This is a genomic window from Bradyrhizobium sp. USDA 4486, from assembly GCF_054057995.1.
On sequence record NZ_JBSRZV010000001.1, the window covers coordinates 736,004 to 758,996 of the forward strand.

Sequence of the window (22,993 nt, forward strand, 5' to 3'; positions counted from 1 at the left end):
CTTCTGGAGGAAATACTCAGCGGCAGGTCACTGCGGTGCTTGGCTACGGAACCCGTCCGCAGACCAAAGCCGAAAAATGTTGTCTCGGTTTCCCGCAAGGATCATTGGCGTTGATGATTCGTCCGAACTTCATCGCGGCTTAGCGGCCTGCCTATAGTCACGCTCCGGCGGCTCGGCCGAATACGAAAGCTTGTGGCCAAACGCTACCAATTTACTTTCTACGAATCGGTACGAGGCAGCGGACAGTAAAAGCGTGGCGAGCATGGCTGCTGCGAGCAGAGCCGCATCCGAAAAAGACCCCAGCTGTTCCCTTTTGTCCGCTGTGATGAAAGCTAATCCGATGAACAGGGGATGAAAGAGATAAGTCGTGTACGATATCGAACCAAGTTGCCTTAGCGGTTTGGACCGCAAGACGCCGGTGATCCTCGCTCCTGGAGTTTGTAGAACTGCTGTTAGCAGCAGCGAGTACAAGATCGTTAAATAGGTGTGCCCCCAGTAAAACATTGTCGCCGCCGGATTTCGGTGGAGCCCAAGGAGAAAGATTGGCACTAGGGCAATGAAGAACACAGTGCACTTTAAAATCATCAAGCGTTGAGCGCTCAATTTCTGCCAGACTTTGGCATCCCGACGTATTACCGCGAGAAGACCTCCAGCGCATAGCCCGTCTAGGCGCAGGCACGTCCCAACGTAAGGTGCATAGGGATTTTGAGGGGCTAGCACGAAGCAGCTTGCCCTCGCCACGATTGAGCAGAGAGCTATCGAGAGCAAGAGTGGAATGATGTAACGAGTGGGGGTCAGATAAACGATTATCGGAAAAACGAGGTAGAACTGCTCCTCGATTGCCACAGACCACGTGACCGATGATGCGGCCGGTCCCCAGCTGTTCATTTTAATGATGTACCAGTTCTGCGTGAACGTCGCATAACTCCACCATGGGATCTGCGTTCCAAAATAGTAGTTGTCTGAGACGAAAGCGGAAAGCATCCAAAAGATAATTAGTAGCAGCGTGTACGGCGGCAGTATTCGCAACGCGCGACGCGCGAAGAAGACCATGAAGTAATTGCTGCATTTTCGACGATCTACGAGGATTCCTATTATTAGGAAACCAGAAAGAACGAAAAATAGATCGACGCCCGTGCGACCAAAAATCAGAATCGCGCCCGTTGCTTTGGCTGCAGCCCCTAGCGTGGGGGAGATTACCGCCCCAACAAAATGCCACATCAGTACTAGCAGGACTGCAACACCTCGAAGTCCATCGATTTCGGAAATTCTAATCTCAGAGAGGGGGGGCAGTTCTGAGTTGCGCAATGCCGCGTGCGCATTGTCTGTTAATAATGCATGCATTTGAAGTCGCACGTAGGATCGTTGCCTTGCTGTTTGCTATGGTCGAAGGAAGCGGAAGATCTTATTGAGCCTGCCTGGTCCATCCCAGTCTGCGTTCAAGGTAAGAGCCCAGACGTCATTGAAATAGTCATAGTTCGATCCGGCAAAAATCCAAAGTCTGTCTGAAAAGCAGAGCGCTGAGTGTGCGAGACGTTGAGCCCATACTTTCCTTGCGAGGTACGGATACCAAGTCCTTCCATCTTCAGAGTACCAAATGTCGTTTGAACCATTTCGTTGAACCAAACCTCCCATCGTCCATAGGCGGCCGCGAAACGACGCGCTAGCCGCCCAGAGTCGACCCTGCCATTCTGCTGCTGTCGTCCTTCTTTCCCACGTGATCCCGTCGCTGCTACACCACACGTCGTTGAGGTAGATCGCGTCGTTGCCCCAGTGTCCGCCACCCAAGATCCAGAGCTGTCCGTCGTGAACGAGCGCGTTATGGAAAGCTCGAGGCTGCCAGGGCGCGTGCTGAAGGGCTTGAGTCCAAGTGATCCCGTCCTCGCTGAACCAAACGTCGTTAAGAGTCTGCCGGCTTGCTTCGCTTCTCAGGCTTTGAGCACCGCCAAGCAGCCATAGTCGTCCTTCGAATGCAGCAAGTACGCCTCCACCGCGCGCGGGCCACTCTGCATGTACTTTAGCACGGGTCCAACCCCTTCCATCCTGCGAGCACCAAATATCACCAACTGGAACGAAGGTGTTTCCACTGTGAAGGAAGCCACCCATTCGCCAGAGCCGTCCCGAGAATGAAACAACCATTGATTGGACTGTCGGCGTCCATGGACCCTGATCGAGTTCCTTTGTCCAGGTCAGGCCGTCCGGCGAACTCCAGCAATCCGTGAGGCCAGTCTTCTGGTCATTAGCAGTGCCGCCAACGAGCCAAATTCGGCCTTCGTGAACAACGAACCCTGCGCTGTCCCGGGGGGGCCAAGGAGCGTTCCTACTGGCCTGGGTCCAGGATGGATCTGAACTGGGGCGGTAGGAGGCCAGCCAAACTGCCAGACTGATGAGCCCGCCGCCAAGCACAGCTCGACGGGTGGGTAGATGGCTACGCATCGCTTTATCCTCTCCGGGCGGTAGCCGTTGCGGCACTGCGACAATCTCTGATTGAATCATAGTTCCCTTGCTATGGCCGAATGGATGCTGCTAGAACAACAGCGCATCATTTTGGCCTTGGGGTGGCCAAGCTATCTATCTGAGAAAACTAGGATAAGTGCGGCATGATTAGATTTGGCCTGCTTGGCTGTGGGCGCATAGCCAAGCGTCATGCGGACCTGCTGGGCGGCGGGCATATCCAGGGAGCTACTCTCGCCGCAGTTTGCGATGTGTTTCCTGAACGCGCGAATGCATTCGCAGCACGGTACCATGTGCCAGCATGTTACGACATCGCGGAGCTTCTTGCACGGGCAGACGTGGACGTGATCTCCGTCCTAACACCGAGCGGATTGCACCCCTCGCATGCCATAGCGGCGGCCCAGGCGGGAAAGCACGTCGTGGTCGAGAAGCCCATGGCGCTGCGGCTGCAGGATGCCGACGACATGATCCGCGCCTGCGACGAGGCCGGCGTGAAGCTGTTCGTGGTCAAGCAAAACCGCTTCAACGTTCCCGTCGTCAAGGCGCGCGAGGCGCTGGAGGCCGGCAGGTTCGGCCGGCTCGTGCTCGGCACCGTCCGGGTTCGCTGGTGCCGGGACCAGGCCTATTACGATCAGGACGCATGGCGCGGCACCTGGGCCTACGACGGCGGCGTACTCACGAACCAGGCCAGCCATCACATCGACATGCTGGAATGGTTCTTCGGCGACGTCGTGAGCGTTCATGCGCGGGCTACGACCGCGCTGGTGAAGGTCGAGACCGAAGATACCGCGGTGGCGACGCTGAAATTCCGCAACGGGGCGCTCGGCATCATCGAAGCGACCACGGCGGTGCGGCCGAAGGATCTCGAAGGCTCGCTTTCGATCCTCGGTGAGAAGGGTACCGTGGAGATCGCGGGCTTTGCGGTCAACCAGATCAGGCATTGGAATTTCGTGGACCCGTTGTCGAGCGATAAGCTCGTCGTAGAGAAGTTCTCTGTCAATCCGCCCAACGTCTACGGGTTCGGGCACCAGGCCTATTATCAGCACGTGGTCGATTGCCTGTTGCACCAGAGTGCCGCGCTGGTGGATGGCCTGCAAGGCCGCAAGAGCCTCGAGCTGATCTCAGCACTCTACGAGTCGATCGAGACCGGACAGGAAGTCGCACTCCGCTTCGAGCCGCGGCGGAGTAGGCTCGGAGTGCTGTCGTGAGCGGAAAGGCGCAGGTGCACCAGGCTGGCGTTCGCGACGTCAAGTTCGGTCAGCGCGTCAAGCTCGTCGAGCCCTGCAACCTCTACGGCTGCGAGATCGCTGATGATTGCTTCGTCGGCCCCTTCACGGAGATACAGTCCGGTGTCGTCGTCGGTGCGCGCACCCGTGTGCAGTCGCATGCCTTCATCTGCGAGCTGGTCTCGATCGGGGAGGACTGCTTCATCGGCCATGGCGTGATGTTCATCAACGACACGTTTTCGACCGGTGGGCCGGCGCGAGGACGCCGCAAATTGTGGCGCGCAACGAAGATCGGCAACCGGGTTTCGATCGGCTCGAATGCGACCATCATGCCCGTTTCGATCGCCGACGACGTCGTGATCGGAGCAGGCTCAGTGGTCACGAAAGACATCGCCAAATCCGGCATCTATGCTGGAAATCCCGCTCGCCTCCTCAAGAGCAAGAACTAAGGAATCCCATCATGCCGGTGCCTTACGCGGATCTTGGGCTCCAGTATCAGTCGATCAAGGACGAGATCGACGGTGCGATCGCCGCGGTCATCCGCGACAGCGCGTTCATCCGTGGACCGTATGTCGATGTCTTCGAACGCGAGTTCGCCGAGGCGGCGAGCGTCAAGCACTGCGTTTCCTGTGCCAACGGCACCGATGCGCTCTACCTCGCGATGGCGGCGCTCAAGGTCAAGCCCGGCGACGAGGTCATAACGACTGCGCATTCCTGGATATCCACCTCGGCGATGATTACCCACGCGGGAGCGCAGGTCGTGTTCTGCGACACCGACCGCGAGACCTTCACGATCGATCCCGCCGCTATTGAGGCCGCAATTACTCCGCGCACTGTAGGCATCATCCCCGTGCATCTTTACGGGCAGCCGGCCGACATGGACGCGATCATGGCTATCGCGAAGAGGTACGGATTATGGGTGATTGAAGACTGCGCCCAGGCGCATTTGGCGCGGTGCAAAGGACAGATGGTCGGGACATTCGGAACGGCCGCGAGCTATTCATTCTATCCCGGCAAGAATCTTGGTGCGATGGGCGATGCGGGCGCCATCGTAACCAACGATACGGTTCTTGCCGAGCGCATGACTATGCTAGCACGTCACGGTGGACTCGTGAAGCATCAGCATAGTGTAGAGGGCATCAACAGCAGGTTGGATGGGCTTCAAGCAGCGATTCTTTCAGTCAAACTCCGCCATCTACCGAAGTGGACAAAGGCACGCCAAGCGGCTGCACGAATCTATGACGCAGGTCTCAATCAGCTCAAGGATCTTGCAGTCCCACATGTCGCGGCTGGAAGAGAGCACGTCTATCACTTGTACACCGTACGGCATCCTCGTCGCGACGAGTTGGCCGCATATCTGAAGTCATACGGCGTGCAGACGGCTGTAAACTACCCAACCGCCTTGCCCTTCCTTGAAGCCTATCAACGTTTTGGTGCGCGACCCGAGCAATTTCCGAACGCGCACAATCATCAGAGCCGCATTCTTTCGCTTCCAATGTTTGCCGAAATTACCTCTGGTCAGCAGGCTGCTGTCATCGATCTGATCTATGCATTTAGCCGGTCATAGAGCCTCTGATCGTCTAGGAAGAAGCCTAATCGCGTCTGGAGTTGGGCCGTTCGCGTCTCAGGTCTTCGCCATTGCTCTTATTCCACTGCTATTCAGGCTTTACACGCCGAACGATTTCGGCGTTTGGGCGGCTATCCAGGCGGTGGCAATAACAGGGGGATCACTACTCTCGTTCCGCTTCGATCTTGGACTAATGCTTGAGCGGAATGTTGAAGCAGCGAGCCATCTTCTCATGGCAAGCATCAGTGTTGTTTGCCTCATGTCTGTCGTCCTTGGCGTCTTTGCCGGCATATACGTTACGGCGTTTGCGCAATTCGGCATCGGACCGATGTTCACGGTTCTAGGTTGGGCATGGCTATCGCTGGTCGGATTGGGGGTTGTGCTCCAGGCCTGGTTGATGCGCGACGGTGCTTTTGCGCTTATATCGATTGGTCTCTTGCTCAACACGACCGTAGCCAATCTCGTCCAGCTCGGCGGTGGTCTGAGTGGCAATGGCGCCTGGCTGGTCATAGGCAGTCTCGCTGGACAGGCCGTAGCTACGCTCTTTTATGCTCAAGGCATTCGGCGGTGCGCGGACCGGCCTATCTGCTCGATTGACCGGAAAGAAATGCTGTCGGCATTGGTCCGCAACCGGCGCTTCGTGCAGTTTTCATTGCCATTTACAGTGATGTCTTTGGTGCGTGAGCGCGTGCCCATTTTCATTGTCGGCGGTTTCTGTTCCGCGGCTTTGGTTGGCCTGTATAGCCAGTCGTGGAGACTGACGCACCTTCCCTCAGCACTTACTAGCGCTGCTTTGAGGCCGGTCTTCTTTCACCGCGCAGCTACGTACGGTGTTGCCGCGCAAGTTCAAGCTGTCGATCAAATCGTAAGGGGGCTGCTCATAGCAAGCAGCCCCTGGATTGCCCTTCTCGCTTTCGGGGGAGACGACCTCTTTGTTGTTGTTCTTGGAGATCAATGGAATGGAGGCGGTTGGCTCGCTGGTATGCTGTCTGTTCCTGCTGCTTTGTTTATGACAACCAACTGGATGGATCGGTTGCTCGATGTAATTGGCCGCCAGGATCTCAATTTGAAACTCGAGGCTATCGCCGGTCTCAGTTCCGTCGGAGGTCTTTGCCTCGTACTTGCGGCGGGACACTCGCTGGCTGAGGCTGTGGCGATCCAAGCCACAATGCTGACGTTGAGCTATCTCGCCTTCCTTGCTGTCTGCTATCAGGTGGCGGGCTGGCCGCGATTAGGCTTGGCAGCTGCCATTTCCGCCGCAAGCACACTGGGAGCAGTGATCTACCTTACGTTAAGTATTCTAGGCATCTTTCTTGAGAGGATGCAATTGCTTGGCATGGGCGGGACCGCAGCAGGTCTCATCACCGCCACCGTTCTATGGAAGGCCAGGAGAGCGATATGAACATCACGATTGTCAATTACGGAGTCGGAAATCCGGGTGCTCTCGTCAATATGTTCGAATTCATTGGTTTCGAAGCTTGGATAACCGATCAGCCTCAGGCCATTCTTCAGGCCAGCCACCTGGTGCTACCGGGGGTTGGTGCATTCGATGCCGCGATGCAAAGGCTGAGGGAATCGCGACTAATTCACACGTTAGAGAAAGCTGCTTTCGGACAGAGAATACCATTCTTGGGAGTGTGTCTCGGAATGCAACTACTTGGCCGCCGGAGTGAGGAGGGAACCTCCGCCGGACTTGGTTGGATTCAAGCCGACGCCGTAAGGATGTGTCCCGATCCCACGCTTAAGCTCAAGGTGCCGTTCATGGGCTGGGCCGATGTCAAAGCTACGCCACGGGCTAAGCTATTCAATAAAGACGATGAGAACCGATACTACTTCTCTCACAGCTACCGGATGCAATGTGACGACCACGACGATGTGGCTGCTACATATGAGTTCGATGGACCGGTGGCTTGCGCGGTGCAGCGCGAGAATATCTACGGCGTTCAATTTCATCCCGAAAAAAGTCATCGCTTCGGCATGCGGCTGCTAAGGAACTTTGTCGAGAGGAACTCGAAATGAGGCCGCGAGTCATTCCTGTTCTGCTGCTTGACAGTAGACGCCGTCTGGTAAAAACCCGCGGCTTCCGAGACGAGGTTTATGTAGGCGATCCATTCAACGTGGTTCGGATCTTTAATGAAAAAGAAGTGGATGAGATCTGCGTGCTCGATATCGATGCCACGGTCGACGGTCGGCAGCCTGACCTTGGCTTCATAAGGGAGTTGGCTAGCGAATGCTTCATGCCGCTGAGCTATGGTGGCGGAGTCAGGTCAGTGGCGGACGCAGCCCCCATATTTGCAGCCGGCGTCGAGAAAGTTGTGCTCGGTCGTGCCGGTAGTGATGATCGCATCATACGGGGTATTGCCGACAGTTTCGGATCTCAAGCCGTGACAGTTTGCATTGACTACAGGCGGGTGAATACGGACCTGCGGGTTGTAACGGATCGCGGCCGCAAGGTTACAGATTCCGATCCTGTCACAGGGGCAAGAAGGGCCGAGGCTGCCGGCGCAGGCGAGATCTTACTGCAAAGCTTAGACCGCGATGGCACGCGCGCTGGTTATGATCTGGACATGATCTCTAAAGTTGCGCAGGCAATCGAGGTCCCATTGGTAGCACTTGGTGGAGCAGGGAATGTGCGACATTTGGCGGAAGGCCTCGTTGCGGGCGCCAGTGCGGTGGCATCAGGGAGCAGCTTCGTCTTTCTTGGTCGTCTTCGAGCAGTCCTATTAACCTATCCCGCTGGTCAAGAACTGGAGCGCATGCGCACGAGCGTGCGGGGGGAGGCCTAATGCTGCAGACTACCCGAAAGTATCAAGTCTGTTCGTTCTGCGTGATGGACAACCGAAATCCTGGCGTAATTTTTGACGAGCTTGGCCAGTGTGTTTGTTGCCAAGAGGCGCTGAAGCGCAAACCATATGAATGGTGGCCCACGAATGACGGCCGGAGGAGACTCAAAGAAAAGGTCGAAAGCATCAAGAGAGAAATGGCCGTTCGGCCTTATGATGTGATGATCGGCCTAAGTGGAGGTGTGGACAGCGCTTATCTGGCCCATTTTTTAAAGAGTCAATTCGATCTCCGTGTCCTAGCGGTTCACGTAGATGGAGGCTGGAACACCGAGGCTGCAGTCCGCAACATCGAACTGCTTGTCCGGAAACTTGATATTGACCTGTACACATATGTCGTTGAGTGGCAGGAGATGAAGGACCTTCAGCTGGCCTATTTGAAGGCTTCTGTGGTCAATCAGGATGCTCCGCAGGATCATGCCTTTTTTTCTACATTGTACCGCCTATCAAAGAGATTTGGTCAAAGGTACTTTTTTAGTGGCGTCAATTTTAGTGGTGAGAGCGTCCATGTTCCGGGAGCCGGTTATCCGGCAATGGATGCACGTAACCTACGCGCCATCCATCGCGCGCACGGCGTAGGTTCGCTTCCGACTTTTCCCACGCTAGGGCCCGTCCAATATCTTTGGATGTCGCGAATTCGCAAAAGCATCGAAATATTCAAGCCGCTCAACTACCTTCCTTATGACAAAGAAGATGCAAAGCGCGAGCTAGTCGCAACGTACGGTTTTGTCGATTATGGAGCCAAGCACCAAGAAAGCCGATTTACTAAGTTTTATCAGGAGATTTACCTGCCGGCGCGCTACGGCTTCGACAAACGACGGCTACACTGCTCGGCACTCATCGTCGCCGGACAAATGACGCGCGCTCGAGCTCTTGAGGAAGTTGAGCAACCCATAACAACTCCGGAGCAGGCGGCCCGTGACAAGCGGTTCGTTGCCAAGAAGCTTGGAATATCGGTGGCGGATCTAGATCGCTTCATTGCGCTGCCGCCAGTCGCGCATGAGAATTACGCAAATAGCCAAGCTCTTTACCGCGCGAACGGTCTGCTGCGTAGAGTCCTAAAGGTGCGCTCATGATGCTGTCGGCCACTTACGTTGTTGCAGCTCTATCGATGTATTGCGCAGCTCTGTATCTAGTTTATCGCCTGAAGTCGTATCTCACGACGAGCTCGTTTCTGCTCGCTTTCCTGCTGCTGGTTCATGGACCAGCTTATCTTGTCTATATGCTTTTTCGGGGATCCGGATCGGTTATCTACCAGCGTATTGCTTACGGGGCAAATTTCGAGTCGGTAGTCGTCTCGCTGAATGTGTCGATCGCATTGATGTTTCTTTGTGTTATCGTCGGCATTGAAGTTGTCGATCGCTTAATGCCAGCGGGGGTTAAGCAGCTTGGCCTCGGGCTCAGCGCTTGGAACGATCAGCGGCTTGAATCAGGGCCGCGTCAGCCCTGGCTGCTGCTGACGATCATTACACTAACGGCGGCGTACATGGCGGTTGTCTCTCTCAAAGAGCATCATTTGTCTGTCATAGCTGGCTATCTAGCCGTCGCCGGTGACGAGCTTGAAAAGATTGCTTACCGGCAGCAATTTGGAGGAAGCCAAAGCTACTCTTATAGGGTCCTCCTCGCTTCGATCGCGCCCATGTTGATTCTTTGGGGTGGGTTTTCGGCTTGGATCCAAAGGTGGTGGCCGTTGCTTATCACAACACTGGTGCTGGTCGCGCTGACACTGATTGGCAAGCTCGACACGCTCAGCAAAGCGCCGGCGGCTCTCTTCATAATTCAGCTTCTTCTGGTGGCGTACCTAGCTCGCCGGAACGATGTCACATTGAGGGTCGGCTTTGCAGGTCTCCTCATTGCGAGCCTTGTGTTCTATCCAGTCATTCGTGTGGCAGTCCCCGAGACTCAGGGCTGGGACGCCTTTGGCTTTCTTTACTATCGAATCTTCGATACCTCGAATGAGGCGGTATTAGAGTTTTTTGCAACATTCCCCGATCGGATGCCGCACACGTGGGGAGGAAATATCCGGCTTGTCGCGTTTCTTCTCGGGAAGGAATATACGCCTTCATACTTTGAAGTGCTAAGGCATTGGCATGGCGCCGGCGGATCAAGCGTGACCGGCATGTTTATTGCTGATGCGTGGGTAGATTTCTCGTATTTCGGAGTGATCTTGTTCAGCAGCTTGGCTGGAGCAATATGTAGGGTTATTGATATAGTTTTTCTGACGCGAGGCAAGACCGCCGTTTCTCTTGCAGTCCTCGGAAGTACATTCATCGGAGTTTACAATCTGACGATCTCCGCGCTTCCGGCAGCTCTTCTTTCGGGCGGCTTGGTGACGGGGCCTGTGATAGCGCTCGTGATCCTGAAGTTGCAGCACCTCCTGGAGGAGCGTTCGAAGATCGCAACTGTCGCGTCGAGCCGCACATCAAGCGCGGAATTGGGGTAGCTCAATCTTGAGGCGATTCAGCACATGAATCTGGACTACTGGGCTCAGCGCCTCCTGCGTCGCGCAACGTGCAAGCTCGACGTCGGAGTTCGGCTGACGAGTAAAGCGCGCGTACGCAACATTGCGGGCGACAGCGCGCTCATTACCATAGGCCGAGGCAGTATAATCCAGGGAGAGCTTCTCACGTTCGCACACGGGGGAAGGATAGGGCTGGGACAATGGTGTTACGTCGGCGAGCACTCTCGCATCTGGTCCGCGGCGGAAATCACTATAGGCGACAGAGTGCTGATTGCGCATTCGGTAAACATATTCGACAATCTTACCCATCCCATTCGTGCAGCGGCGCGTCACGCCCAGTTCAAGCAGATTGCCCAAACGGGCCATCCAGATGAACTCAACCTTGGCGAGAAGCCGGTCAGAATTGACGATGATGCCTGGGTTGGGGCGGGATCCTTCGTTCTGCGCGGCGTAACGGTTGGACGCGGAGCGATTGTCGCGGCGGGAGCCGTGGTAACAAGCGACGTCCCTGCTTACTGTATCGTGGCCGGCAATCCGGCTTCGGTCGTGCGGGAGCTCTTGGCTGATGAACGCTGACGGGAGCTGATGGATGCGTCTATTCCAGAATATCGGACTCGGCCCGGCCTATTCGAAGGTATTTCGTCAGTTCGCCTCTCCACGTTCGTTTGAAGAAGGTATGGGGCTCTTTCTGGAGCATCGCTATGGAGCTCCGCACATTCTCGAGCCGATCGAAATGCGGCAGCCGAACGCATTTTGCGCGTTGGGAGACGAGCCGCGCCTGCAATCATTGTGGTCCGCGAAACAGGGGTTGGCGACGAGAGATCTCGAGGAGATATTGCTCTCGCAGATCGAGCAACACAGGACCGAAGTTTTCTATAATCTTGATCCTATGCGTTACGGTAGCGCGTTTGTCCGAAGGCTGCCGGGCTGTGTAAAAAGGACCATCTGTTGGCGTGCTGCGCCATCCGGCAATGCCGATTTAAGCCAGTACGATCTCGTAGTCTGCAATTTTCCGTCCATATTGGAGGACTGGCGGAACAAGGGCTGCCGCGCCGAATATTTCTATCCTGCGGTGGACCCGGTCATGCGGGAGTATGGCTGCGGCGATCGTCCCATAGACGTGCTGTTTTTCGGCAGCTATTCGCGCCACCATAGGACGCGTGCCAAGGTCTTGGAGGAAGTGGCCCAGTTGTCGAGTGAACGGAAGATTGTCTACTGCCTGGATGCGTCTCGTTCGACACGGCTCGCAGAAGCCTTTCCGCCGGGGCTTATCGGATATCTTGACAAGTACCGCCGGCCACCGGCGATCGTGGCGGTCGCTCGGGCCCCGGTCTGGGGCAGACAGGCTTACGAACTCCTGGGGCAAGCAAAAATCGTGCTCAATGGAGCGATTGATATGGCAGGCAATGACCGAGGAAATATGCGCTGCTTCGAAGCGATGGGAGGTGGAGCGCTGCTGCTGTCGGATGCAGGCCAGTACCCGGATGGGATGCACGACGGCGATACGATCGCGACGTACCGGACTCCGGAGGAGGCCAGAACGTTAGCCCAGACCTACATTTCCGACACAGAGACTCGCTCGAAAATTGCGGAGCGTGGCCGAGAAGCCGTAAACAGGCTTTACAACAAGTCAGTGCAGTGGCACCGCTTCAACGAACTCCTATCGAACATGTAAACCGATGCACATTCACCCTCTGACCTTTCGACTTAAGCGGGCCGTAGATGCTGCGGCCATGCCGCTCTATCGCCTGCGGGGGAGGCGACCTTGGACCGCTGGTTATCATACGACCAAGCAACGCGCGATCGAAGCCGCAATCGATTCCGATGCGGTGAGTGTGGGCAAAGAGCTGCCGCCACTGTTCGGAGTAGCGCTAGACGAGCGGGTCGTCGAATATGCCTGGGTGTTTGGTCATCTTCGGCGGTCAGGGCCGATCGGCCGGCTCCTCGATGCGGGCTCCATCTTCAACCACGATTATCTTCTGCGTCGTCCGCCTCTGCAGGGAAGCGAACTTACGATCATGACGCTCGCGCCCGAGAAGCACTGCTTCTGGCACAGTGGTATTTCGTACGTCTTCGGTGACCTGCGTGACACTTACTTCAGGGACGGCGTCTTCGACACGATTGTCTGCATTTCGACCATTGAGCATGTGGGGCTCGACAACACCCTGCTTTATACGTCGGACCGCGAGCGGGATGAACGCGACGAAGGCGGGTTCGTTGCCGCGGCGCGGGAGTTACGCCGCATCATCAAACCGCGAGGAGCTTGCTACATTTCGTTTCCGTACGGGGCGCGGCGCAACCTGGGCTGGTATCAGGTCTTTGACGGGACGATGGTAGAGCAGATAGTCGAGGCATATGCACCCAGCGAGCACAGTATCGAATACTTCGCGTATGCGAGCCAGGGGTGGCGACGAGCTTCGGCCGCTGAAGTTGAGCATTCAATTCCATTCGACGTACATAGTGGAACCGGGCAGGGTGATGACCGTGCGGCGTCGTCGAGGGCAATTGCTTGCTTGCGGCTTGTGGCGTAGAGGCCACCCTTGATCCTCTAGATCCGAGAATGCCATGAGCATCGACCAGAAATTTTCGTCTTGGGAGGAGGCCGTGCTTTGGTTACGCGACCAGCCGGATCGCCGTCAGTTGGTCCTTGACGCTTATTACGACGACCCTCTGCTCGAGGCGGCTGAACGTTATCACGCGAGCGAAGAGTGGCATCACATATCCTCGTATTTGAAGGGACGAAGCGGAACCGCGCTGGACGTCGGGGCGGGACGGGGCATTGCCAGCTATGCTCTCGCGCATGAGGGCTTCCGCGTGGTTGCATTGGAGCCCGATCCAGGTCCTGTCGTCGGGGCAGGAGCCATCCGCGATCTGGCTCGCCGAAGCCGGCTTGCCATCGAAGTCGTCGAGGAATTCTCCGAGCGCCTGCCTTTTGACGATGGTTCATTTGATGTGGTCTTTGCGCGGGCGGTGTTGCATCACACCCGAGATCTGAATGCCGCCTGCAAGGAAATGCATCGGGTCCTCAAGCCGGGAGGGATTCTCGTCGCCGTGCGGGAGCACGTCATCAGCCGGGAAGCCGATCTCGAGGCCTTCTTGAAGCAGCATCCGCTCCATCATCTCTATGGAGGCGAGCATGCATTCTTGCTAAGCGACTATGTCGACGCTCTGAGGGGGGCCGGCTTTTGTGGGATCACCGTTCTCACGCCGCTTCGGAGCCCGATTAACCTCTTCCCCCATACGCTTGACACGCTCCGCGACATGATCGCCCAGAGGCTCTCCCAATTGCTTCCGCTTCGATCGGTGTGGCAGACGATCCTGGGATCGGATCGGTTTCTTCGTGTCATGCTATCACTTGCGGAACGTTTTGATCATCGTCCTGGCCGTCTCTATTCGTTCATCGCGCAGAAGGCGGCGGTATGACTGTCTGGGTCACTGGCGCGAACGGCTTTATCGGTCGATATCTGATCCGAGCACTCGCTGATGCCGACCAATCGGTATGTGGCGTGGGCCATGGCGCGCTCGGAGAGCCCGACAAGCGGCGTCTCGGTATGCGCCATTGGCTCAACGGCGAAATCGAAGCTGCCAATCTTCATGCATTGGCCGCCCAGACCGGTCTGCCGACGGTCGCTTTTCATTTGGCTGGCGGTTCCTCCGTCGGAGCGTCCATCACGCAGCCATATGAGGACTTTTCGCGTACTGTTGTCGCCACTGCACGTTTTCTGGATTGGATGAGAACCACCGCACCGGAATGCCGGCTCGTGATCGTTTCCAGTGCGGCGGTCTACGGTGCCGCACACGAGGGTCCCATTTCTGAAACTGCTGCTACGGAGCCGGTGTCTCCTTATGGAGAGCATAAGCTCATGATCGAGCACCTTTGCCGCAGCTATGCGACGACGTTTGGATTACGCAGCACGATCGTGCGGCTGTTCTCTGTCTACGGAGCTAACTTGCGCAAGCAACTCCTCTGGGATCTTTGCGTGCGTTTGCGTGACGGAGCTTGCACGTTGACTCTCGGCGGGACGGGCACGGAGAGGCGCGACTGGACTGAGGTGCGTGACGTGGCGCGGCTTTTGGCGCGCGTCGGCAGCAACTCTCCGGTGCAACCAGTTGATATCATAAACGGCGGCTCGGGAGTTGCCACCACTGTTGCGGATGTTGCACAATCCGTCGTCGACAACTGGGGCGGCGGAATTCGCGTCGAATTTTCAGGCTCCGTCCGGAGCGGTGATCCATTCAGCCTGGTTGCTGATCCTGCTCGCTTGAACGCTCTGCCCTTTGATTGGAGCATTCCTTACCACACGGGCGTTGCCGAGTACGTGGCTTGGTTCAAGGAGCAATTCCGTTGAGCCGATCGTCTCTCAGAGTTGCGTTCACGTTCATTCCGCCTCGCCTTCATGCGGGAGGATTCAACTATCTTCGAAATCTGTTTACGGCGCTCAATAGATATTGTCCCGGCCACCTGGAGCCCGTGATGTTTGCGGGCTTGTCGGACGACGACAATGAACTAGCTCCCTTTGCGGCTGTTCCGGGCGTCAGGGTCGTGAAGGACAGAGCCTTTGAACGTGGTCATGCTGGAGTACCGAACGCGCTCCTTGCCGGAATCGATTTAGCTGCTGCTGCGGCCTTTCGTTCGGAGCACGTCGACGTCGTGTTTGAGCACGCTCGCTTTTTCGGCTGGCGGCTTCCGTTGCCTGTCGTTGCGTGGTTTCCGGATCTGCAGCACAGGAGTCTTCCCCATCTCTTTTCAAGGGCCGCTTGGTGGCGTCGTGAGATTGGCTTCCGCGCGCAGCTTGTGTCGGGACGTTCAATCATCCTGAGCAGCGAAAGCGCCCTCAAGGACTGCAGGCGCTACTATGCGCGCGCTAGAAACCAAATGTCGGTCGTCAGGTTCGCCAGTCGCCCGACCGATGACCTTCTTGCAGCGAATCCTCGCGAGATTGTCCGTCTCTACAACCTACCTGAAGAATACTTCTATCTGCCCAATCAATTCTGGCGACACAAGAATCATCGATTGGTTATCAAGGCCTTGACGATCTTGGCGGCCCGGGGGGTAAAGGCTGTTGTGGCGGTATCGGGTGGTCCCGACGAGCCGCCTGCGTACTTCAACAGTATCATGCGGGAGGTTGAGGAGCGCGGGCTGAAGGAGAACTTTCGCTACCTTGGGATGATTCCCCTCGCGCATGTTTATGCGCTACTCCGGTCGTGCCGAGCCCTGATCAACCCCTCGCGCTTCGAAGGTTGGAGCACGACAGTGGAAGAGGCGAAATCATTTGGAGTGCCCATGATCGTATCGGACCTGGATGTGCATCGCGAACAGACCGGCGGCTCAGCTGCCTACTTCAACGTCGACGATGCGGCAACTCTTGCCGGCCACCTTGCTGAAGCCGCGGCCAAAGACGAGCCGGTCCACGTCAGGCAATTGGGATCTTCTGTCGAAAACCGTGTCGCTAAATTTGCCGAAGAATTTTCCGATGCCATCGAGCGGGCTGCTGCAGCCAGCGCTGTGCCCGCCCGCGGCGTCAAATAAGAACGCTTTTTTTCGGCCGGTCCCGGCATACGGCCACTCAGGGTCCTCATCGGCGTGGACCGAGCCGAGCGCTTTTCAGTTTTGGCACAATGGCGGCAAGGCCGACGACCTCAAACCTGCTTAAGAGCGGCTTGATTTGGATGGGCCTTTCGGTCGGGTGGACAGTTCCTTAATTTTTGAGATCGGACAAGAAGGCCTTATCTCGCCTTGTGTCGAACTGGCCGCTTCATTTGCCGGTATTCGGGCGGGCGAAAGAGTCCTCGCAACGATAGGCTACTTTGTCGCAATGCATCGTTACCATACTAGCAGAAGCAAGTTCATCAGGGGTAACATGTACCGATCCTGGCAAGGGATGAAGTCGCTATTCCGCCAGCTGCCGTGGCCGAACCTACTTCTAGTCCGGCTTAGAGGCGTATTGCACTCGGGCAGAGGAACGGGATCCTCCGGAGGGACGACCCAGCCGATGCCTCCTCGCCAAGTGCGAGTCCGGCCTCCGAATTGACTTCGGTGAGACGCCGGCGACATTGCGCTGGAAAGGATTGATCTACGCATCGGCTGCGGCGAGGACTTCGGCGAGCTGGTCCTCTGGCATGGGATCTAACAGGATCACGTTCTCTCCGAGTTGAAAGGTTTTCAGCTCGGCGCAGCCGACCCCCATCTGGAGAGCACGAAGTGGATACTCTGGTCGTGTTGCAACAACCGACGCAGCCTGGAATACGGTCCAAGGGGCGCGGGTAAAGCCGAGATCGCCGCAGAGGGCGACGGCGAATTGCGCCGGGCGGGACTTCCAGACGGCCGCACAGGTCGGGCTCGCGGAAGCCGATCGGGGGCAGCGTCCAGTTGGGCACGAAACGAATCTTGTCACCCATTTGGCAAGGCGCAGGGCGCGCGAGATGAGCGAATTGGGTTTGGCGATACCGGCCACCCCGAGCGCCTCCGGATAGAGCTCGCAGACAAGAAGTACGGTTTTGGCACCGGAAAAGCGCCATCGCGATCGAAGAAAATCGCGAGGCGCAGCACCCGGTCAATCGATGTGCTCTTTCGGTGTTGAGACATTCCGGCTCGACAACCACGCTCGCTCGGGGGTAAACCGCCAATGCGACCTCATCGTTCAGCGTGGTCAGTATCACGATTGTGTTCCAAGACCAACCTATCGCCACAGGGTACGCCTGGGTTGACCCGCGGATGACGATATGTCCAAGAAGAAGATACGTCCGGAATGCGCTTGGCTGAGCGCTCCATCCATTTCTAAATGCTGCGGGATTTAGTCTAGCTATGACCAAACGGATCGCTCTCATCGCCGGTGTGACCGGCCAGGACGGCGCCTATCTCGCCGAATATCTGCTGTCGCTCGGCTATATCGTGCACGGCATCAAGCGGCGCTCGTCGTCGTTCAACACCGCGCGCGTTGACCATCTCTACCAGGACCCGCATGTCAGCAATGTGCCGTTCCTGATGCATTACGGCGACATGACGGATTCGACCAATCTGATCCGCCTGATGCAGCAGATCCGCCCCACAGAGATCTACAATCTGGCCGCCCAGAGCCACGTCGCCGTCAGCTTCGAGAGCCCGGAATATACCGCCAACGCCGACGCCCTCGGCGTGCTGCGCGTCCTGGAGGCGATCCGCATCCTCGGCATGGAGAAGGAGACGCGATTCTACCAGGCCTCGACTTCCGAGCTCTATGGCCTCGTGCAGGAGGTCCCCCAGAAGGAGACGACGCCGTTCTATCCGCGCTCGCCTTATGGCGTCGCCAAGCTCTACGGCTACTGGATCACGGTGAACTACCGCGAAGCCTACGGCATGTTCGCAAGCAACGGCATCCTGTTCAACCATGAAAGCCCGATCCGCGGCGAGACCTTCGTCACCCGCAAGATCACCCGCGCCGTCGCCCGCATCGAACTCGGCCTCGAGAATACGCTCTATCTCGGCAATCTCGAAGCCAAGCGCGACTGGGGCCATGCCAGGGACTACGTCGAAGGCATGCACATGATCCTCCAGGCCGACAAGCCTGATGATTTCGTGCTCGCCACCGGCGAGACGCGCTCGGTGCGCGAGATGGTCGAGCTGGCTTTCGCCCATGTCGGCCGCCGCATCGCATGGCGCGGGCAGGGCGTCGACGAGACCGGCGTCGACGAGACGAGCGGCAAGACCGTGGTGAGAATCGATCCAACCTATTTCCGCCCGACCGAGGTCGATCTCCTGGTCGGTGACGCCAGCAAGGCACGCCAGGTGCTCGGCTGGAAGCCGAAGCGGACGTTTGCAGAGCTCGTCGAGGAGATGGTGGCGAGCGATCTGGCGGACGCAAAACGGGACGCCGGCCGTGGCAAGAACAGCGTTTGAGCTGAAAGGCAAGGGCGTCTACGTCGCCGGCCATCGCGGCATGGTCGGAGCTGCGCTGGTGCGCCGGCTCGAACGCGAGGATGCGAGGCTCGTCACGGTGGATCGCCGCGAGGTCGATCTCTGCAACCAGGCCGCCGTGTTCGACTGGTTCGCCCGCGTGCGGCCGCAGGTGATCTTCCTTGCTGCCGCCAAGGTCGGCGGCATCGTCGCCAACAACACGCTGCGCGCCGAGTTCATCTACGACAACATTGCGATTGCGGCCAACGTGATCCACGCCGCCTACCTGAACGGCGCCGAGAAGCTGATGTTTCTGGGCTCGTCCTGCATCTATCCGAAGCTGGCGGCGCAGCCGCTGCGCGAGGATTCCGTGCTGACCGGCCCGCTGGAGCCGACCAACGAGCCCTATGCGATTGCCAAGATTGCGGGCATCAAGATGGTGGAGGCCTATCGCAGCCAGTATGGCAGCGACTTCATCAGCGTGATGCCGACCAATCTCTACGGCCCCGGCGACAACTATCATCCCGAGATGAGCCATGTGGTCGCCGCCCTGATCCGCCGCTTCCACGAGGCGAAAGTTTCCGGCGCGACGAATGTCGTGGTCTGGGGCACCGGCACGCCGCGGCGCGAGTTCCTCTATGTCGACGACATGGCGGATGCCTGCGTGCACCTGATGAAGACCTATTCCGGGTCCGAGCTGGTCAACATCGGCACCGGCGAGGACATTGCGATCGCCGAATTCGCGCGTGTCGTGGCCGGGATCGTCGGCTACAGCGGCGAGATCAGTTTCGACACATCAAGGCCAGACGGCACGCCGCGGAAGCTGCTCGATGTCAGCCGCCTCAATGGGCTCGGCTGGCGCGCGACGACGCCGCTTCAGTACGGATTGGAGCGTGCTTACCAAGCTTATCTAGCGAAGCACTAGTCCGCGGAGCCACTCCGCCGCGGGTGGAATGCGATCAGGCTTTTGCTGAACGTGACTTCCCGCTTTTCTCGCTTGTAGGGAAGTATTATTTGCAACTTCAAAACGCAATCGGTTGTTCCCGGATATAGTCTCGACCAAAAAGCTGGTATCTTCGGATCTTCCTCGCACCACATTTGGCCGCATCGATGGGCAAGGCCGCATCTTCCCGCCACTGAGAAGATGCGCCGCGCCATTCAATATGTCCGTACGTCAAGAGCGGCAGCAGTATTCGACACAGAACCAAGCAGCTGTCATCGCCGCTATGCGCACGTGCGCATTCCGACGAAGTCGGCCGTAGATTCCGAGGGAAGCCGGCCGCCTGTACCGATTGAAGCCGATGATCCCGGCCGCCTGCCGAGGCGGGCTCTCGCGACGACGTCGTCATCAGGTCAGTTGGCGGGCTCGTCGTCAAGCGTCTGACGCTTGGCGGCGGCTTTGCGTAGGCTCTCGCCCTTGAGGGTGAGCCTGTGGGCGTTGTGCACGAGGCGATCGAGGGTAGCGTCGGCAATGGTTGGATTGCCGATGAGCTCGTGCCAATGCTCGACCGGGAGCTGGCTTGTCACCACGGTCGAGCCGCGGCCATGGCGATCCTCCATCATCTCCAACAGGTCGCGTTGCTGCTCGGCAGTCATCGGGGCAAGTCCCCAGTCGTCGAGGACCAGAAGCTCGACGCGGGCCAGGGTCCTGAGGAGGCGAGCATGCGGCCGTCGCCCCGCGCGAGGGTGAGCGCCTCGAACAGCCGCGGCAGCCGTTGATAGAGCACGGCGCGGTTGTCCCGGCAGGCCTTGTGGCCCAAGGCGCAAGCAATCCAGCTCTTGCCGACGCCGGTCGGGCCGATGATGAGCAGGTTCTGATGCCGGTCGATCCACTCGCCGGCGACGAGCTTTTGGAACAGCGGCTTGTCGAGCCCGCGCGGCGCCTTCATGTCGATATCCTCGACGACGGCGTTCTGCCGGAGGCTGGCGAACCGCAACCGAGCGATCAGCCGCTTGTTCTCGCGCTCGGTCGCCTCACGGCCGACCAGCAGTGCGAGGCGCTCCTCGAAGGCCAGCGTGGCGATGTCGGGCTGTCGCTGCTGTTCGTCGAGGGCCTTCGCCATGCCGTTAAGCCCGAGTGCGACGAGGCGGTTGTGGGTGGGATGTGTCAACATCGTCTCTCCTTTCTTCAGTGGTAGTAATCGGTGCCGCGGATATTGCCGTGGCGGATCGCTGAGTCGCCCGGCGACCTCTCGTTTGCGTAGGCGCGATCGAGCCCGTGCTGCAGGATCGACTTGATCGAGCCGTAGGAAGTCGCGCCGATGTCGTTACCGCGCCGGCAGGCGGCCTCGATGCGGGCCGAGCCGTAGCTGCGCGCGAGCCGCAGAATGCCGAGACAAGCCCGGAAGCCCTGCTCGGGGTGTGGCTTGGCTTTCATGATCGCCTCGAGGAGAGCGATCGTGGCGGGGCCGATCTTGGCGGCTTCTCGTTTGATCCGTGCTGGCGTCCATTCGGCATAGCGCCGGTGCGCGCTCGGCATGTGCTCCGGGATCGTGGTGTGGCGATGGGGCACGTCAGAGCGGGCGTGGCTGGCGACCCGGACGCCCTTGTGCAGGATCTCGATCGTCCGGTCGGTAATGCGCGCCTCAAGCTCCTCGCGGATCAGACGTGAGGGCACCGAGTAGTAGTGACCGGCGATCTCGACGTGATAGTCGGGCGCGACGCGCCACTTCTTCCACTCGGCGTACTGATACGGCAGCGGTGGCAAGGCTTTGAGCGCCGTCTTGTCGATCTGTGCGAACAACTCGTTGCGGCTCACACCGAGCTTGCGCATGATCCTGGCGTTGAGGTCGGCAACCGCCTCGCGGATGGCCGCGTTGAGTTCGTCAAGCGAGAAGAAGCGCCGGTTGCGCAGCCGCGCCAGCACGAACCGCTGGACAATTTGCACCGCCACTTCCACCTTCGCCTTGTCGCGCGGCTTCCTCGGACGCGCGGGCAGGATCGCAGTGCCGTAGTGCTCGGCCAGTTCCTGGAAGGTGCGATTGATGCCCGGCTCATAACGGCAGGTGGCAGTGACGCCGGCCTTCAGATTGTCGCAGACGATCGCCTTCGGCACGCCGCCGATCATGCGCAAGGCATTGACATGTAACCCGATCTAGTCGGCAGCCCTTCCGACCAGCGCGCCTCGGCAAAGGTGTAGTTGGATGCATGGGCCAGCCGCTGCACCCCGGTCGCGGCATCGAACACCGGCACGGTGTCGCCCGCGAAGTCGACGAACAACTTCTCTCCGGGCCCGTGCACCTGCCGCATGGTCGACGAGATCGTCTCGCTCCATTTCCGGTAGAGATCGCAGAACCGGCTGTAGCCATAGCCGTCGGCGTGCTCGGCGCGACATTCCTCCCACAGCAGGAGCAGCGTCACACCGCGCCGCTTCAGCTCCCGGTGCACCGCCGTCCAGTCGGGCAACGGCCGCGCCCGCTTCTCCCCGAATGTCGACGGCGTGAACAGCCGGCGCTCGAGCTCGCCGTCATCAATCTCTTCCGGCACCGGCCAGGTGATGCCGATCACGGTAGCCCGCCACAGATACTCGCCAACCGTCGATCGGCTGATGCCGATGGTGACCGCAATCTGCCGTTCGCTCACGCCAAGGGCGTGCCGCGTCTCAAGACTTCTCGAACCTTCCGCATCGGCGCTCTCTCGGCGGGCATCAGACCCCCCTTGCTTGGCCGCAAAGGAGGGCTGGTCCGCGATTCGATCGCCGTCTTCGAGAGCGTCAGGCCGGTCTCAACAGGGTGGCCGGCTTCGATCGGAATGGGTGGCCGACTTCCGTCGGAATCGGTGGCCGGATTGCATCGGATTACGCAGCGCACGCGCACAAGTTGGCATTGTGCAACGTACTCCGACGGAGGCGAAACCGGTGTAAAGATCTCGTTGATCGCTGATGGACACATCCTCGTCTACGACATGAGGCGATGGGGCCGCTTCCAAAATATTGATGAGGTCCGCGCGACACGACGGGGCAAGGGGGAGTCCGATACCAGCCGCAGGTCAAGCTCCACTTGGAGCCAAGCAAGCTGGCGTTGCGTGCCTCCGCTAGTGGGCGGGAAGGCAGATCGTTCGCTTCGGCCGATGAGAATGCTTCTTGTGATCCTCTTGTCTTGGCGGTGAGGTGATTCTCCGCCAATTCAGCCTCAATGAACCTCAATCTCGCGAGTCTTTGTTGACAAGCATTTTCAGCCGACGGTGCGGGAGCATGATCCACACCTTGTGCTGCAGCTGACCATATCTCTCGGCTCCGACTTCCTTGGTGAGGCCGGCATCATTCGGGTTCCCAACCGATGTCTGCGCGAACGGGGCGGTCGAAGGAGTCTGTCGCGGCCGCAATTCTCGAACGTCTTCGGCGAAAGCATGCCTTGCGGATAGGTCGTATTGATAGAATATTCGCCGGGTACCTGCCGCTGAACGGATCATGACGATCGTCGGCTTCGTCGAAAGACGCGATACGTCATCTGGACGCACGATGGCACCGCCAGCGAGGCCGCGAATATTAGGACCAGCTGCACGCGTTTGCCATTGATGTACTGGCGGCCACTCGTCTGATACGTGTCCTAATCGAACGAGATTGCAAGGCTA

At 58.3% G+C, this 22,993-nt stretch carries 18 protein-coding genes and 2 pseudogenes; 16 read left to right on the forward strand and 4 right to left on the reverse strand.

Annotation, left to right across the window (positions count from 1 at the left end):
* Nucleotides 1–129 precede the first annotated feature (129 nt).
* A complete protein-coding gene (locus tag ACVWY3_RS03595) occupies nt 130–1,356 on the reverse strand; it encodes an acyltransferase family protein (protein WP_456837216.1) in 1,227 nt (408 codons plus the stop codon).
* A gap of 1,244 nt (nt 1,357–2,600) precedes the next feature.
* Between ACVWY3_RS03595 and ACVWY3_RS03600 the strand changes: the two genes are divergently transcribed.
* The 14 genes from ACVWY3_RS03600 to ACVWY3_RS03665 all read left to right on the forward strand — a co-directional run bounded on the left by ACVWY3_RS03600 (nt 2,601) and on the right by ACVWY3_RS03665 (nt 16,078).
* The gene (locus tag ACVWY3_RS03600) at nt 2,601–3,662 is read left to right on the forward strand and encodes a Gfo/Idh/MocA family protein (protein ID WP_456837217.1); all 1,062 of its coding nucleotides are present in this window, start codon (nt 2,601–2,603) and stop codon (nt 3,660–3,662) included.
* A complete protein-coding gene (locus tag ACVWY3_RS03605) occupies nt 3,659–4,129 on the forward strand; it encodes an acyltransferase (protein WP_456837218.1) in 471 nt (156 codons plus the stop codon). Before ACVWY3_RS03600 ends, ACVWY3_RS03605 begins: the two co-directional genes overlap by 4 nt.
* A gap of 11 nt (nt 4,130–4,140) precedes the next feature.
* Nucleotides 4,141–5,247: a DegT/DnrJ/EryC1/StrS family aminotransferase gene (locus tag ACVWY3_RS03610; RefSeq protein WP_456837219.1), complete on the forward strand. Its 1,107-nt coding sequence runs from the start codon at nt 4,141–4,143 to the stop codon at nt 5,245–5,247.
* Nucleotides 5,228–6,649, forward strand: coding sequence for an oligosaccharide flippase family protein (locus tag ACVWY3_RS03615; protein WP_456837220.1), 1,422 nt, complete (start codon nt 5,228–5,230; stop codon nt 6,647–6,649). The genes ACVWY3_RS03610 and ACVWY3_RS03615 overlap by 20 nt, the downstream gene beginning before the upstream one ends.
* Nucleotides 6,646–7,266 carry an imidazole glycerol phosphate synthase subunit HisH gene (gene hisH / locus ACVWY3_RS03620; RefSeq protein ID WP_456837221.1) on the forward strand — a complete coding sequence of 207 codons (621 nt, stop codon included), beginning with the start codon at nt 6,646–6,648 and terminating at the stop codon, nt 7,264–7,266. The genes ACVWY3_RS03615 and hisH overlap by 4 nt, the downstream gene beginning before the upstream one ends.
* Complete coding sequence (locus ACVWY3_RS03625; protein ID WP_456837222.1) at nt 7,263–8,033, forward strand: HisA/HisF-related TIM barrel protein; 771 nt, start codon at nt 7,263–7,265, stop codon at nt 8,031–8,033. The genes hisH and ACVWY3_RS03625 overlap by 4 nt, the downstream gene beginning before the upstream one ends.
* Nucleotides 8,033–9,163, forward strand: a complete 1,131-nt coding sequence (locus ACVWY3_RS03630; protein ID WP_456837223.1) for an N-acetyl sugar amidotransferase — start codon at nt 8,033–8,035, stop codon at nt 9,161–9,163. Before ACVWY3_RS03625 ends, ACVWY3_RS03630 begins: the two co-directional genes overlap by 1 nt.
* The gene (locus ACVWY3_RS03635; protein ID WP_456837224.1) at nt 9,160–10,530 is read left to right on the forward strand and encodes a hypothetical protein; all 1,371 of its coding nucleotides are present in this window, start codon (nt 9,160–9,162) and stop codon (nt 10,528–10,530) included. Before ACVWY3_RS03630 ends, ACVWY3_RS03635 begins: the two co-directional genes overlap by 4 nt.
* A gap of 24 nt (nt 10,531–10,554) precedes the next feature.
* Entirely contained in the window at nt 10,555–11,124 is a 570-nt protein-coding gene (locus ACVWY3_RS03640; protein ID WP_456837225.1) for an acyltransferase, read from the forward strand.
* Nucleotides 11,125–11,137: 13 nt separating this feature from the next.
* Complete coding sequence (locus ACVWY3_RS03645; protein ID WP_456837226.1) at nt 11,138–12,223, forward strand: glycosyltransferase family protein; 1,086 nt, start codon at nt 11,138–11,140, stop codon at nt 12,221–12,223.
* Between the two features lie 58 nt (nt 12,224–12,281).
* Entirely contained in the window at nt 12,282–13,079 is a 798-nt protein-coding gene (locus ACVWY3_RS03650; RefSeq protein ID WP_456837227.1) for a hypothetical protein, read from the forward strand.
* Nucleotides 13,080–13,113: 34 nt separating this feature from the next.
* A complete protein-coding gene (locus tag ACVWY3_RS03655; RefSeq protein WP_456837228.1) occupies nt 13,114–13,971 on the forward strand; it encodes a class I SAM-dependent methyltransferase in 858 nt (285 codons plus the stop codon).
* Nucleotides 13,968–14,897: an NAD-dependent epimerase/dehydratase family protein gene (locus ACVWY3_RS03660; RefSeq protein ID WP_456837229.1), complete on the forward strand. Its 930-nt coding sequence runs from the start codon at nt 13,968–13,970 to the stop codon at nt 14,895–14,897. The genes ACVWY3_RS03655 and ACVWY3_RS03660 overlap by 4 nt, the downstream gene beginning before the upstream one ends.
* A 125-nt stretch (nt 14,898–15,022) precedes the next feature.
* Nucleotides 15,023–16,078, forward strand: a complete 1,056-nt coding sequence (locus ACVWY3_RS03665; RefSeq protein WP_456837230.1) for a glycosyltransferase family 4 protein — start codon at nt 15,023–15,025, stop codon at nt 16,076–16,078.
* 544 nt (nt 16,079–16,622) lie between these two features.
* On the opposite strand, the gene ACVWY3_RS03670 is transcribed toward ACVWY3_RS03665, so the two are convergent.
* Entirely contained in the window at nt 16,623–17,003 is a 381-nt protein-coding gene (locus ACVWY3_RS03670) for a hypothetical protein (RefSeq protein WP_456837231.1), read from the reverse strand.
* A 350-nt stretch (nt 17,004–17,353) separates the two neighbouring features.
* On the opposite strand from ACVWY3_RS03670, the gene gmd reads away from it, so the two are divergent.
* Together gmd and fcl are read left to right on the forward strand one after the other, a co-directional pair.
* Nucleotides 17,354–18,424: a GDP-mannose 4,6-dehydratase gene (gene gmd, locus ACVWY3_RS03675; RefSeq protein ID WP_456837232.1), complete on the forward strand. Its 1,071-nt coding sequence runs from the start codon at nt 17,354–17,356 to the stop codon at nt 18,422–18,424.
* Nucleotides 18,405–19,346, forward strand: coding sequence for a GDP-L-fucose synthase (fcl, locus tag ACVWY3_RS03680; protein ID WP_456837233.1), 942 nt, complete (start codon nt 18,405–18,407; stop codon nt 19,344–19,346). The genes gmd and fcl overlap by 20 nt, the downstream gene beginning before the upstream one ends.
* A 428-nt stretch (nt 19,347–19,774) precedes the next feature.
* Here fcl and istB read toward each other — a convergent pair.
* Together istB and istA are read right to left on the reverse strand one after the other, a co-directional pair.
* Nucleotides 19,775–20,535: pseudogene (istB, locus tag ACVWY3_RS03685) on the reverse strand (IS21-like element helper ATPase IstB).
* A 14-nt stretch (nt 20,536–20,549) separates the two neighbouring features.
* Nucleotides 20,550–22,068: pseudogene (gene istA / locus ACVWY3_RS03690) on the reverse strand (IS21 family transposase).
* Between the last annotated feature and the right edge of the window lie 925 nt (nt 22,069–22,993).